The organism is Microcystis aeruginosa NIES-843 (assembly GCF_000010625.1).
In the GTDB taxonomy this organism is placed as follows: Bacteria; Cyanobacteriota; Cyanobacteriia; order Cyanobacteriales; family Microcystaceae; genus Microcystis; species Microcystis aeruginosa.
The window spans coordinates 3347695-3362068 of the sequence record NC_010296.1; the positions used below are offsets into that span (position 1 = coordinate 3347695).

General features: G+C 45.5%; 12 protein-coding genes. 8 read left to right on the forward strand and 4 right to left on the reverse strand.

The genetic code is table 11. The annotated features are described in order from the left end of the window. The first annotated feature begins 49 nt into the window (after nt 1-49). Complete coding sequence (locus tag MAE_RS16055; RefSeq protein ID WP_012266515.1) at nt 50-1315, forward strand: DnaJ domain-containing protein; 1266 nt, start codon at nt 50-52, stop codon at nt 1313-1315. On the opposite strand, the gene MAE_RS16060 is transcribed toward MAE_RS16055, so the two are convergent. Next, nucleotides 1268-1882 carry a molybdenum cofactor guanylyltransferase gene (locus MAE_RS16060; RefSeq protein WP_041804160.1) on the reverse strand — a complete coding sequence of 205 codons (615 nt, stop codon included), beginning with the start codon at nt 1880-1882 and terminating at the stop codon, nt 1268-1270. The genes MAE_RS16055 and MAE_RS16060 overlap by 48 nt on opposite strands. Nucleotides 1883-2146: 264 nt before the next feature. Here MAE_RS16060 and MAE_RS16070 point away from each other — a divergent pair, with 264 nt between their 5' ends. From MAE_RS16070 to MAE_RS16090, 5 genes are all read left to right on the forward strand, one after another. Next, nucleotides 2147-3286: a DegT/DnrJ/EryC1/StrS family aminotransferase gene (locus tag MAE_RS16070; RefSeq protein ID WP_012266518.1), complete on the forward strand. Its 1140-nt coding sequence runs from the start codon at nt 2147-2149 to the stop codon at nt 3284-3286. 37 nt (nt 3287-3323) lie between these two features. Beyond that, nucleotides 3324-4229 (forward strand): cyanoexosortase B, encoded by a 906-nt coding sequence (crtB, locus tag MAE_RS16075; protein WP_002796928.1) that lies wholly within the window; start codon nt 3324-3326, stop codon nt 4227-4229. Further along, on the forward strand, nt 4222-4968 hold the full coding sequence (locus MAE_RS16080) for a cyanoexosortase B system-associated protein (RefSeq protein WP_012266520.1): 747 nt from the start codon (nt 4222-4224) through the stop codon (nt 4966-4968). Before crtB ends, MAE_RS16080 begins: the two co-directional genes overlap by 8 nt. Nucleotides 4969-5100: 132 nt before the next feature. Then, entirely contained in the window at nt 5101-6315 is a 1215-nt protein-coding gene (locus MAE_RS16085) for a polysaccharide biosynthesis/export family protein (protein WP_012266521.1), read from the forward strand. 117 nt (nt 6316-6432) lie between these two features. Then, nucleotides 6433-8655, forward strand: coding sequence for a GumC family protein (locus tag MAE_RS16090; protein WP_012266522.1), 2223 nt, complete (start codon nt 6433-6435; stop codon nt 8653-8655). Nucleotides 8656-8661: 6 nt separating this feature from the next. On the opposite strand, the gene MAE_RS16095 is transcribed toward MAE_RS16090, so the two are convergent. Further along, nucleotides 8662-10110, reverse strand: a complete 1449-nt coding sequence (locus MAE_RS16095) for a family 10 glycosylhydrolase (protein WP_012266523.1) — start codon at nt 10108-10110, stop codon at nt 8662-8664. Between the two features lie 569 nt (nt 10111-10679). Here MAE_RS16095 and MAE_RS16100 point away from each other — a divergent pair. After that, complete coding sequence (locus MAE_RS16100; RefSeq protein WP_002799522.1) at nt 10680-11435, forward strand: cobalt-precorrin-6A reductase; 756 nt, start codon at nt 10680-10682, stop codon at nt 11433-11435. Nucleotides 11436-11575: 140 nt separating this feature from the next. On the opposite strand, the gene MAE_RS16105 is transcribed toward MAE_RS16100, so the two are convergent. Next, nucleotides 11576-12763 (reverse strand): TRC40/GET3/ArsA family transport-energizing ATPase, encoded by a 1188-nt coding sequence (locus tag MAE_RS16105; RefSeq protein WP_002758246.1) that lies wholly within the window; start codon nt 12761-12763, stop codon nt 11576-11578. Nucleotides 12764-12837: 74 nt separating this feature from the next. Next, nucleotides 12838-13257 (reverse strand): aspartate 1-decarboxylase, encoded by a 420-nt coding sequence (gene panD / locus MAE_RS16110; RefSeq protein ID WP_012266525.1) that lies wholly within the window; start codon nt 13255-13257, stop codon nt 12838-12840. A 37-nt stretch (nt 13258-13294) separates the two neighbouring features. Between panD and MAE_RS16115 the strand changes: the two genes are divergently transcribed. After that, entirely contained in the window at nt 13295-14122 is an 828-nt protein-coding gene (locus MAE_RS16115) for a DUF3598 family protein (protein WP_012266526.1), read from the forward strand. Nucleotides 14123-14374: the final 252 nt, after the last annotated feature.

The window sequence follows — 14374 nt, forward strand, 5'->3', positions numbered from 1 at the left end:
GCCATTGGCAACAATTTTCAGTAGTTGAAAATTCCCCCCGCATTCAAGTATGAAAAATTACTATGAAATCCTGCAAATTCCCCGTCATGCCAGTAATAATCAGATAAAAGCCGCTTTTCGTCGTCTGGCCCGGCAATATCACCCCGATTATAATCCCAATGATCCAGAGGCAGTGACAAAATTTCGGGAAATTGAACAAGCTTATCGGGTTTTGAGCGATAAAGAGAAAAGAAAAGAGTATGATCGCAGTTTATCCCCAGAAATACCCACTTTTAACCCCAGTGCCGAGGATTTTTATCAACAGGGATGGCACTACGCTCAAGAGAAAAATTATCAACTAGCGATCGCATTTTACCAGCAAGCGATCGCAATTAATCCGCAATTTTGGCAGGCCTATCTGCAACGGGCGGAAGTTTACTACCATAATCAGCAGGATCGGCAAGTTTTAAGCGATTGTCGCCAAGTTTTGCAGTTAAAACCCGATTGTTCCCAAGCTTACTATTACCTCGGTTTATCCCGTCAACGACTCGGTTACACCCAATCCTCCCTAGAAGCTTATAGAAAAGCAATCGCCATTGACCCAGATAACCCCCAATTCTATTATCAAAGAGGATTGGCTCTAGAGGAACTCTCGGAACTGCCGGCAGCACGAAAAGATTTCCAAATAGCGGCCAAGAAATTCAAGCAACAGGGAAATTTTCGCCGCTATCATGCCATTGCAAATAAATTAAGAGACCCTCATAAAAGTTATCGACAACGGCAATCGATCAAGTGGTCAAAAACTCTTTTTATTGTTTTTAATTTGCTGAAAATCTCTGGCTCATCTTTGCTCAAACCCAAGACCGGTCTAGCAGAGGCTTTTTTAAAGCTTAACCGTAATCAGGCTTTGGCTACGGGTGTATTTGCAGCAATCATCAGCAGTTTTTTCATCGCTTTTACTTGGCAAAACTGGACAGTTAAATCTGATTTTTTGCTGTTATTAGGCTGGGCAGTATTTCCTTTTATTATTCTGACTTTATCTAGTTGGTTAGGCAGAAAATTAAGTAATAAATATGGTAGTCTCACCGGCGATATATTTTTAGGTGGCTTGATAATTTTGCCCTTTTCCCTCGTCATTTTGCTCACTTCCTATTTATCCATAAATGGCGATATTGTCGGCGCAATTATCGGTGTAACCGGCGGTTATCTAACCGGAATGCTCTACTATGGTTATCGCCATTTATCCAACATTCCTTGGCCGATCTCTTTACTTTTAGTCCCTTTTGTGCTAGGGTTTCTTACTGTCAACATCTGGGGAGTTTATTATTATCTCTAAATCTTCCGGGGTATTACAGTTAAATAAAATCTCGGAATTATCGATGATTAATTCCTCCACCACGGAGACATTTAACCATTTTTGAAAAGAAGTTCCCCCTTGCTGAATATAAGTCTGCAAAGATTCTAAACAACGACGATGATAGAAACCACAGAGAGGCTCCCAACGAGAGCCGCGGCGGGGAACCAAAGCGATGGCATTTTCTGGTACAGTGGCTAATAATCTTGACCATTCTTGCATAATTGAGGAGGTTAATAAAGGTAAATCGCAAGCGAGCAATAAAACCCAATCGCTTGATACAAAAGTTAATGCCAAGGCAAAGGCCAATAAAGGCCCCCCAGTGGGGAGAGGTTCCCTAATTATCCGGCAGCATGGGGGAATGATCAGTTCATAACGTTCCGGCCAAGGCGTAATCACAGACACTTGTACTGCACAATCTTGGGCAATTAAACAAGTATTCTCTAGAAAAGAGACACCCTGAAAAGATAACAAAGCTTTATCTTCTCCCATCCTGGAACTTTGCCCACCAGCCAGAATTAACGCCGTTAAAGCGGGAAAATCACTCATAATCACCAGTTCTATCGGACAAATACCATGATTAATCACGATCTTTTCGGCGATCGCAGATTAGACCAAATCCGTTTTTAATAGTAGGATTAACTCCCAATCTAACTTTAAAAACCCAATTGCAGGATTAAGGATAAACCACAGAGGCACAAAGGACACGGAGAAGAAGACAGAAAGGACAAGAGAGCCTACTAATCTAGCCAAGTTGCTCAAATCTATGCTAGTCTCTTGACAATTAATAATGTCTCCATAAACAAGCACTAGATGAATTCCCATTTAATCAAAGTTCCCTTTGTCGATTTAACTTGGCAAAATCAGCCCCTACAAGCAAAAATTACCGAGGCAATCCAAACAGTTACCGACCGGGGAGATTTTGTTTTAGGCCAAGCTTTAGCCGAATTTGAAACCGCCTTTGCCCAAGCTTGCGGAGTCGAGTATGCTGTGGGAGTAGCTTCTGGCACTGCTGCTCTTGCCCTGGCTTTACAAGCTTACGGCATCGGTGCCGGGGATGAAGTGCTAGTCCCCGCTAATACCTTTGTCGCTACCCTCATGGGTGTTATTCAAGCGGGGGCCAAACCAGTTTTAGTTGATTGTCACCTCGATACGGCCTTAATTGACCTCGCGGCGGCTGCCCAAAGAATTACCCCCAACACCCGCGCCATTCTCCCCGTACACCTGTACGGACAGATGGTATCACCCCAACAATTACAGGATTTTGCCCGCAGCTATAATCTGATTATCTTTGAAGATGCGGCCCAGGCCCATTTAGCCAGTAGAGAAGGTTATCGCGCCGGCAGTGTCGGTGTGGCGGCGGGGTTTAGTTTTTATCCCAGTAAAAATTTGGGTGCTTTTGGCAATGGCGGAATGTTAGTGAGCAATGATCCCGAAATTAGCCAAAAAGCCCGCAGTTTAAGAAATTATGGCGCACCGAGCAAGTATTTCCACACCGATATCGGCACTAATAGCCGTTTGGATAGCATACAAGCCGCCATTTTAAACATTAAATTACCCCATCTGGAAAGCTGGAATCGCTCCCGTCATCGAGCGGCAAGACAATACGACAGGCTTTTGGCTCCTTTAGCCGATCAAGGCATTTTACCCGTACGAGACGAAACCGAGACCGGTCATGTCTATCATCTCTACGTTATTCGCATTCTCCCCCATTGTCCCGTTGAGCGCCAACAACTACAAGAACAATTAACTGCCGTCGGCATTCAAACCGGCATTCATTATCCGATTCCTTGTCATCTGCAACCGGCCTATCGCTACCTCGGTTATCAACAGGGAGACTTTCCTCATGCAGAGATTCTCTGTGAAGAAATTGTCTCTCTCCCCATGTACCCCGGCATCAGCGAGGAGCAAATTGAAATGGTTGTTGAACAGATTACTGCGATCATCGGGTAACATAAATTCAGAATTTGTCACTAAATCGCTCCGTCCTATGGGTATTAGTCCTTCCCTATCCCCCGTCTCCCACAAAAATCGGCAATCTTGGCTGATGATCGGTTTCTTGGCGGTTATCTATGGTCCGGTGATCTTTCACTGGTACGATGGTTGGCTGAATAAATCGATCGGCATCGAACACGAATACTTTAGCCACGGCTTGATTGGCCTTCCCTACGCCGCCTATATTGTCTGGCAGAATCGCAAAAAATGGCAACGCCTCGAAGATCGCTCCCATCCCCTCGGAGCCTTTTTGTTAACCCTAGGAGCGATTTTTTATCTCCTCGGTTCCTCTCTTTGGGTTAGTATGTCTTTCCCGATTATGTTAGCGGGAATCTGTCTCTGGTTAAAAGGAACGGAAGGTTTTAAATTACAGGGATTTCCCATACTTTTAACAGCCTTAGCGACTCCTAATCCCATCCCCTACCTGATTGCTCCCTATACCCTACCCCTACAGGTTTTTATTGCCGCTTGCGCTGGTTTTATTCTCCAGCAAGCAGGCTTAGATGTCTCCGTTGACGGTATCTATGTAGCGGTAGAAGGTAGGATGGTGGAAGTCGCTCCCTACTGTGCGGGGCTGAAAATGTTATTCACCAGTCTTTACGTCACCCTCCTGCTGCTCCATTGGACTGATACCATCGAAAACGGTCGTAAAACCCGCTTTATGCTCCTCAGTGCCTTTGGAATTAGTGTCGGGGCTAATATCGTTCGTAACGCGCTTTTAGCTTGGTTTCACGGCACAGGACAAGAGGCAAACTTTAAATTACTCCACGATAGCTGGGGGGGTGATTTGTACTCGGTCTTTATGTTATTACTGATCCTTTTGGTCTTCCAAATCATGCAGTATCGCGAGGCGGTCAAGAAACAGTCCCCGGCTCAAGAGGAAGGTAACCAGGATGATTAGTCAAAAAATTCCAGCCGAGGTAACTTTAGTGTTAGATAAAGTCAAAAAAAAGCTCCCGGGTAATTATTTAGTGCTGTTGTGCCTGCTGCTGCTATTGATTTTAGGGGGTATCTTGCCCAATTTAATTTCTGGCCAGTGGTCTTGGGTGGATCAACCGAGAATCAGTAATATGCAGAAAATGCTGGCCCTACAAGAATCGGGAATCAAGTTCTCTGACCTGAAAACCATCGACCAGATCCAAGGTGAAATCGGTGAGGGAAAATGGTCGGTACAAGTGGTGGAAACTCCTGAAGGCAAGAGGATCACCGTGCTTTTAAAGCCACAGGTTTACTATAAAAATCAACCGGGATTAGAATGGTCGGATATCACTTCGATTAGTCGTTGGAATCAGGGGGAAACAACCGAGCTATTAATCCCCACCCAGTCGGGAGGAAAGGCCACGGCTCGATTCTATCGTGCCTGGACAAAAAACACCTTTGCCGTGGTGCAATGGTATGCTTGGCTAGGTGGTGGTCATTACGATCCCTCTGTTTGGTATTGGCTTGACCAATGGGCGCAATTAAAAAGACAGAGAGTACCCTGGATAGCCGTTTCCTTGATGATTCCCTTAGACCCGACCAAAGAACTGCAAACTCTCACCCCCTTTGCTCTCAATCTCGCCAAGGAAGTTCAAAGTAACTTAGAACAAAATGTCTTAAGTCAATTAACTTCTCTGCCTGAGACCAAAAAAGAAAAGTAGTTTTTCTGCTCCCAACTATCTGTTTAAAAAAAACTAGCTCAAGGCACTTTTCTAGTCCTTAATAGCTTCTTTGTTCCTCTCCCACTAGATAACTCTCAGAAAATAAATTGATATATCTGTATGATTCCACCAATGCTCAACAAGTTTTTGCCAGTTAGTTTATTCAGAACCGGGGCCATAGCCTTATCAGGGTTGAGTCTGACAGGGTTATTATGGGTAATTCACTCCGAGAGACTCAAGGCCCAGGGTCCTTTGTCCATACCCCAGACTCAACCAGGAGCCGGGTTGGAATTTTTGCCCCCCCAACCCCCTAATCCCACCTTTCCTGAAAACACGATTCCCCCCGCTGGCTACAGTCCTCCGGTTTACTCTCCCAATAATCCCCAATCCCGACAAATTCAGACCTATCGACTCGATATCGGCGATCAAATTACTGTCTCGGTTCCCGATTTTCCCGAATTTAATTCCACAGGGCCAGTGGATCCCGATGGGAATTTTCTGGTGCCGATTTTAGGGCGTATTCCGGTGCTGGGCTTGACTTTAGACGAAGTGCAAACTAAGATCCGCCTCGAATTGGGGAGAAAATACCTGCGGGAGGAACCGGAAGTGATTGCGGTTTTAACCACTGCCCGGCCCGTCCAGTTAACCATTCTGGGAGAGGTACAGCGGCCGGGGTTTTATAGTATTGCTCCTAATACTTCCCTAGCACAGGTAATTTTGGCGGCGGGGGGTGGCACTCCCAGAGCCGATCTGCGTTCGATCCTTGTCCGTCGGGTTTTAGTCGATGGTACAGTGTTAGAGGAGAAACTTGACCTTTATACTCCCTTAATTAAAGGGGAACGCTTGCCAGATCTGCGTCTGCAAGGGGGCGATGCCGTGATTGTTTCCAAGTTAGAAGTCGGCCAAGAGACGGGATATAATCGCACACTGGTGGCTAGAACCACCCTCGCCCAGCAGAATATCACCGTCAGGGTTTTAGCTCCCTCAATTCCTTCAGGAATTTCCCTGAGAAATGTTTCGATTCCTAATGGCAGTAGCTTCCTTGATGTAGTGGCTAGTTTACCGGTTTCCGATCGCCTGCGGATTAATGTCAATGAAGTGTCCCTGCTCCGTTTTGATAGTGCCAAAGGGGGAATTGTTAGTCAAACTTTGAGTCCGATAGCGGCAGTTAGGGGAGATATCTCCCAAAATGTCCCCTTAGAAGATCAGGACGTAATTATCGTCACCCGCACCCTATTAGGGGAGATTTTCGCCGCTTTTAATATTATTACCCAACCCATCCGGGATATTTCCAGTTTTACCAATACAATTCTCGACTTTGGCAATCAATTCAATAACTTCCAATAATTGAGGGGCAACTTGCTCCCTTCACTCCTTAACACAACTTCATAAGCTAGGATTTCAAGGGCGAGAATCACTCTTGACCGCTAAAATGTAAAGAATCTGGGAATACATTAAAAAGCTATGGCTCTACCAATTGTTAAACGATTTCTCATCTCGCTAGATCAGAACAAATTTGTGGGAATATTCGTCTTCCTCGTCTGTTTAGGTGGTTCTGTGATCTTTGCTCTCCTACCCGATCCTGAGAAACCCCCCACCTTTTATCGGGCGGTGGGACAATTGGCCTACCGGGTGCCGCCGCCAGCTTTTACCAGTACAGGAAGCCAACTGCAAGAACAAGGGCGGGCTATTGACCGCGATTTACTGCTGTCTCCCCGGGTATTGGTCAGTGCCGCCAAAAAATTGCAATTTAATCAGGAACAGATCGTTGAAATTCGCGATCGAGATTTGAAAATCACCTTCCCCGGTGAAGCGGAGGGACAAAAAAATAATACCAATCGGTCTACAGGAACCGACCAACCCCAAGAGATACTTTTAGAGTTAACGGCCGACTCCCAGGCCAAGGCGGAGTTAATTCTCGAAACCTTGATGAAGGAAATGGTGGAATACAGTCGCTGGCTGAATACTTCCCAGTTACGGGCCCGCATAGAAGCTCTCAGTGTCCGACTTAACGAAGTCCAAAAAGATTTAACCAGAGCCGAAGAAAAGTTTTATCGCTACATTAGTACCCAGGGTTCAGATTTATTGGCGATTCAAGATGGGAGTTTATTCACCGCTATCACCAGTAGTCAACAGCAACAGCGAGAAATTCGCCTAGAACTGCAAGGCATTCAAGGACAGATTAATAGTCTGAGTGAACAACTCGATTTAACCCCCGATCAAGCTTACACCTCCTCGGCCCTTAGTGCCGACCCGATTATTGCCAGTATCCGAGCGCAGATCTTGGACACGGAAACCCAATTGGAGCGACTACAGAAGGATTTACGTCCCGAACATCCCACCGTAGTTAAATTACGCAAACAACAGGAAGTTAACGAATCTCTCTTACAAAAAAGAGCCGCCGAGGTGATCGGAAAAGATGGCATCCTGACCGATCTTCCCAGCAGTCGCATCCGTCAGCAAAGTAATCTCGATGCCACCCGTCAACAACTAGCGGCTCAATTAGTCACCCTGCAAACCCAGCGCGAGGGTTTAATGAAACAATTAGAATCCTTAGTGACTCAGGAACAGCAATTACGCTCCCAATACGAGAAATTCCCCGATAAACAGCTACAGCAAGCTCGTTTAACCCAAGCCGTCGCCTTTCAACGGGGTATCTACGAGAATATTCTCAATGCTCTGGTGGATGCTCAGGCTGCAGAAGCGGAAACCGTGGGTAGTCTCACCGTCGCCCAAACGCCAGTTGCTCAACCGATCGAACAGGTGTTTAACCGCAAGAATCGTACCTTGATTCTCTTGGTGGGTGCTGGTTTGGGAACTTTAGCCGGATTGGGTACGATTCTCCTGTTAGCAGTGATCGATGATCGCCTGCACAGTCCCCAAGAATTGCGGGAAGCTTTGGTTAGTCGGGATATACTACTCTTAGGACAATTGCCCATTGTCCGGAATTTAGAGGGCGAGGAAATCGAGCCGATTCTCGCCGATGCTAATGCCAATTATCTCCCCTACTACGAACGTTTACGCAGTACCCTGCGACTTGTGGGCGGCGGCGAAACGGTGAAAGTGGTTGTTGTCACCAGCATTACTGGCGGAGAGGGGAAAACCGCCACTGCCTATAATCTGGCGATTGCAGCATCTTTAGCGGGCCGACGGACTCTGTTAGTCGAAGGAGATCTGAGAAGTCCCTCTAAGGCCGAAGAAATCGGAGTCACTCCCGATCCCAATTCTTTCCGAGAACCCCTACTTTACTACGGGGCAAAAAGTAAATCGATCCGGCTGGCCCCAAATATAGAAAACCTTTCCATTTTGCCTAGTCCCGGTCCGCAAAAACAAGCGGCAGCCATCATTGAATCGAGCGAATTACAATTAATTCTCAAAGATTCTCGCGGCCGTTTCGATCTGGTGATTGTCGATACTCCTTCTCTGTCTAGCTGTAATGATGCGCTGCTCTTAGAAGAACTAGCGGACGGGATTATTCTGGTAACGCGCCAGGCGATAACTCGTTCTAGTCTCTTGAGTGAGGCAACTGACCAGTTAATAGAAGCGGAAGTGAAAATTTTAGGGGCGGTGATTAACTACGTCGATATTACACCAACTCTCAACACCGCCGAACCGGAACTGCCGCCTTTGATAGTCCCCCCAACACAGGAAAAAACAGAGACAGAGGAAGTGAAAGTGGAGGTATAAATGCGGTTACTTATGACAAAATCTTCTGGCTCGATCGAATTGTGGTTCTTGCCAAGAAAAAGCAAAATGACTGATACTATCTATGGTGGGAAAGGCTAGGCGAATCGCTTCCATTTGCACTTCTAAGGAGGGACGATTGTTATAGGGTTGTCCCCATAAACCCGCTAAAGCCGGGATCACAGCAGTTTGATTTCCCCTGCTTGCCACTACTCTTTTGATCTGATTAACCACACAGGTGGTATCGTTACAATTAGCGTAGGACATGGGATGCCATTCTAGGGAAGCGGGAAAACTATCCCAAGCTTGTAAACGGGAATCAAAACCTTGATTACCCACAAGACGATTTCCATCAGGAAAAAACACTGCCCCGGCGGGAATTCCCTGACGTTCCACTAGGGCAGAAAAATAACTAATATAATCAATTACACCCTGGGCAGCATGGGCAACCGCTAGGAACCAAAGTTCTAATTTGAGGCGATCAAAACGACTTTTAACTGATTGTTTCATCTCCTCTTCTAAGGGGATTCTACCCTGCCAAAGAGGGGCGGTTTCTTGGGGATAAAGGCGATCGGCTTCGACGATATCATGGGGGGAAATTTGGCCGCGAGTCAGATAGCGATCGATTAAAAATTTGCCCTTATTATTCAATCCTCGATTAATTAAAGCTTGTCGGGATGCCGGACTAAAAATCCATAAATCTTGGACATTATCAGCCACGGAATCGACTCCTGTTCCTCTGGGATAGCGAATATAATCAAATAAAACTCCATCGGGACGACGTTGTAAAATGGCTTCTAGGAGAATTAAATAATCCTGTCGCGCTTGATTGCTGTAGGGATCGACAAAAGTTTGGGATCGATCATCGACAAAAGAGGTGCTATCCTGTCCTTTACCATTGCGTGCTAACACCTCCTGTCGCTCGGGTTTTAAGCTATAAGCATAGCCAAAATTGAGGCTAAATAACCAAGCATAAACCTTTAAACCGCGTTTATGTCCCTGTTCGATCGCCTGTGCTAATAAATCCACATTTCCCGCACCGGGATTTTTAATCACGCTATCCCAAACGGTGGGATTATTGTTAGGAGGTAATAGGACTTGACCATCGGCAAAAACTTCCAGATAAACTGTATTATAACCTTTGGCCACGATGCGATCGAGGATACTTTCTATCGATCCGGGACGGGTATCACAGGAGTAGAGACGTAACCAGATTGCCTGTTCCTGTAACCAGTGTCGGGAACGGCAAAAGCGCAATTGTTCAGCATATTTCTGCAATAAAATGTTATATTCTTGGGGGGAAGTTTGACGCAGATTTTCTTGTTGTTTGATTTCCGATTCGGACAGTTGACAATTATCATTGACTGCGAGGCTAGGGTTAATCCCTAGGGAACTACTCCAGAGGATTATAGCGAGGAAACAGGATAGCGATCGCAGATAATTGACTTTTTTTAACATAGTTGTTCACGGCAAAAGTAGCAAAGGAGAAATTTTCTTAGTTTGCTATTTTTTTAGAGCAGTTATCTTAATGGTGAGGTATAATGTTTTCGGTTTGGGGATAGGAGAGACAGGAGACGATTCTCAGTCAGATTATACTTCACCTTGATCGAAAATTTGGGTTGAAAACCCCGGCAAAATTTTGCCACCAACCAACCCAATCAACCGATCAGATGTTTCCCTTCAACTAATTTCTAAGCGCGAGTAGAGAGTTTCTTCAGGCTAGAAGCTAACCGCTCAATCTTCTTCCTTTGCAAGGCAAGATAGGAAGATGGAAAATTAGTTAGGGTCTGCTGAAAAAGTTTTTCCTAGAAGCAGGGTGTAGGGTGTAGGGTGTAGGGTGTGGGGTGTGGGGTTTTACCGATTTTGAGGGGGTCAATTACCTAATTTTCAGGGAAAAAGTACCTGAATTTCCCCCTGATCACTCCCATGCCAGGCACTTTTGGATTTCAAAAAGGTCTAAAAGTCTTATCCAACAAGGTTTTTAGATTTATTCAGCAAACCCTAGTTAACCTTTTGGCAATTGCTCGATGACTAAAAATAAAAGAGTGCTGATTTTAGGGGGAACGGGGGAAGCGGCGGCATTAGCGGCTAAAATTGCGGCAATTCCGGGCATAGATGCCATCGCTTCTTTGGCAGGTCGCACGAGAGAACCGATTACTCTCACAACTCCTTCTCGCCGGGGGGGGTTTGGTGGTGCCGCCGGGTTAGCCAATTATCTGCGCCAAGAAGGCATTGATTGTTTAATTGATGCCACCCATCCCTTTGCCGCACAAATTTCCTTTAATGCCGCTCAAGCCGCCTCGGATTGTGGTATTCCTCGATTAATGTTAAGTCGTCCAGCTTGGGAAAAAGTATCTGGAGATAATTGGATTGAAGTAGAAAACAATCAAGCGGCGGCGAATATTTTACCCGGGTTAGCACCGCGGATATTTCTCACTATTGGTCGGCAAGAACTGGCCAGTTATGCACATCTAAACAATATCTGGTTTTTGATGCGGATGATTGACCCACCGGCAGCGGATGCCATCGTACCGGTTGGAAAATTATTGTTGGAACGGGGTCCTTTTTCTTTGCAGTCAGAGCGCTCTCTTTTGCAAGAATATAAGATTGGGGCGATCGTGAGTAAAAATAGCGGCGGTGATGCCACTTACGCCAAAATTATCGCCGCTAGAGAGTTGGGAATAACCGTGGTCATGGTGCAACGTCCACCTGTACCTGAAGGAGAAAAAGTGGCGGATGTTAAAAGTGTCCTGGCATGGTTAGAAAAAAGATGGCTCTCTTGATTTTTCTGGGAAAATCATCGGTAAGGTTTGTTGAAAAAGTCAATTGTCTGGTGATGGGGTTTTAGGGTTTTAGGGTTTTAGTTGAAATTCCCCACTTCCCCACTTCCCCACTTCCCACTTCCCCACCCAATCTAGGAAAATTACACTTTCACCACGTTGCTAAAAGAGATTTTCAGGTAATCATCTTCCATTTTTGCTCCGGAAGGTTTCAGGGCTGCTAAAGCTTGGGGTAAGACTAAATTACGACGGTGATTACCGATGCGAATATTTAACTCGTCTCCAGTTTTATTTAGCTGTATTTGTTCCTTGGGTATGCCGGGTAAATATAATTCCAGACTGTAATGATTTTCCTGTTGAACTACCCGAATGGTGTTTTCTTGGTAATAAACCTTAGTCGGATCTTCCCCAGCAAAAAGAGTTTCTTTCAGTCTTTCCAAAGCGGGTAAACCACACATTTCTTCCGAGTAGAGAGGAACTTCCTTAACCGGTAAGGGATGAAAATTATCGTAAATTTCCTGTTTATAACCCTGTTGATTTTCTTTCCAACGAGCAAAGAAAGGATCGGTTACTTTGTCGGGAATAATCCGATTAGCAATAATCAAATCGGTGGAAACATTATAGAGACTTAGGTAGGCATGGGCGCGTAAAGACTCCTTAATCACCATTTTTTCGGGGTTTGTCACCAAACGTACCGAGGTTTGAGTATTATCGGTCAAAACCTTTTCTAAAGCCTCGATCTGCTCATAAAACTCGTAGGGAGCGTCCATAACTTCCTTGTCCGGTAGGGAAAAACCGGCGATCGGTCGAAAAAAGGGTTCCACCAGTGGTCGCAATGCCACCGACATTCCCTGTAAAGGTTTGTAAAATCTTCTCATGTACCAACCGCCCACTTCTGGCAAACTCAGCAATCGTAAGGCTGTACCCGTGGGTGCGGAATCGATAATCAACACATCATAAGTACCCTCATCGTAGTGGCGTTTCATGCGAACTAAGCCGAAAATCTCATCCATTCCGGGTAAAATCGCTAATTCTTCCGCTTGCACTCCATCTAAACCCCTAGCTTGCAATACCTGAGTAATGTAACGTTTTACTGCGCCCCAGTTGCCTTCCAATTCCATTAGTGCGTCTAATTCTGCCCCCCAAAGATGGGGACGTACCAAACGAGGATCGTGACCTAATTCGAGATCGAAACTGTCAGCGAGAGAGTGAGCGGGATCGGTGCTGAGAACTAGGGTTTTATAGCCAAGTTCGGCGCAGCGGAGTCCTGTAGCGGCGGCGACGGAGGTTTTACCCACGCCTCCTTTACCGGTCATGAGAATTACACGCATGGGGGCTGATTCTAAGAAAATTTACATTACTTATTCTTATTATGACGGGAAAGTTAACAAATTGAGGACAAGAATCAGCATTCTTGGCTAGAAAATTCCACTCCCCGACCATCACCCCGGGGAATTAGGCTCTGTTCAAAAAATTGCTGACAGCGATTTTCGGCATCAGCGACGAGAACTTTAGCAAAATGACCCTTTTCGAGAACTTCTTGCCTCGGACGTTGTTCGTAGGCATAGATAATCAAAATATCTCCTGGTTGACAGAGCAGAGCCGCACCACCGTTGGGGCAAATTTCCCCGGTGTGGCCGGGAAAAACGTAGGTGGAAAAGCGCTTACCATTGCTAAGATTGACCACATCCACCTCTTCAAGGGGCAAAATACCGACCCGCTCAATCAATTCTCGATCGATAGTGATACTGCCGACATAATCGACGTTAGCCTCGCTGACGCGCACTCGATGGAGTTTGGCGTGCATTAATCGAATTGTTCCCATGTATTTTTTCCTATTTCCCCCAATTACTTCAATTATTATGCTCTCCCAGTGGGAATGTTTACTAAAAAATCTCGGTCAATGGCAAGGTTCTTTTACCCGTCTGTCTCCCCAAGGCGATCTGATCGAAGATACCCCGACTTTGGTATCTTTGCAAGGCGTTAATAATAATCGATCAATTCGTCAATTGGTCCGCCGTCTCTACAGCGATCGAGTGCCAGAAGATTTGATTTTAGAGTATAGTTCTCTCCATCAGGGTATTCTATTTAGCCAGACGGGAGCTTTTTGCCAAGGTTCTCTATATTTTAGTAGTTTTTCCTCACAATTCGGGGCAGAATTTGGGTTAATCTCTGGAGAAAGACGATTAAGAATCGTACAGTTATTTAATGAGCGCTGTGAGTTCGATCGCTTGACTTTAATTCGGGAAAAGTTAGTGGATTCTCAGTCACCAGAAAGACCGATGTTATCGGTGGAGCAATTACTGGGTCAATGGCGAGGACAGGCGGTGACAACGGGACGCGATTTTTATAATTCTCCTGCCTATTCTACCCATGTATCGATCGAGCGTCAGGGGGATAATTATCTCTCGCAAACTTTGACTTTTGGCGATAGTCAAATTACTTCTAGCGCTCGTATTGAGGGACAAAGATTGTTGTTTGAAAATAGTCCGCTGCCGATTCAAATCCTGCTGCTGCCCGATGGAGCCTCCTGTAATACACCTCTGAAAATTACTGCCGGTCATCGTTTTGTTTTAGAGGTGGGTTGGTTACTTTCTCCTACTCAAAGACAGCGCTTAATTCGTTCTTATAACGAGAAGGGAGAATGGACAGGTATTACTCTGGTGACAGAGGAAAAAGAAAGCTATTAGCCGTCAGCCGTCAGCTAGATTGATAATAAAAAGGAAATTGACTAATTACACTGAAAAATATCGGGTTTCTCCTAAACATGAATTATAAGTAAGTAGTTATAATTAAATTGAAGATAGATTTTGCCTCAGATCCCCCCTGCCCCCCTTGATAAGGGGGGTGCCGATAGGCGGGGGGATCCCCCCTTAATCCCCCCTTAATAAGGGGGGCATCTGATAATTTTTAACGACTACCTACTTAACTGGATTTGGTAT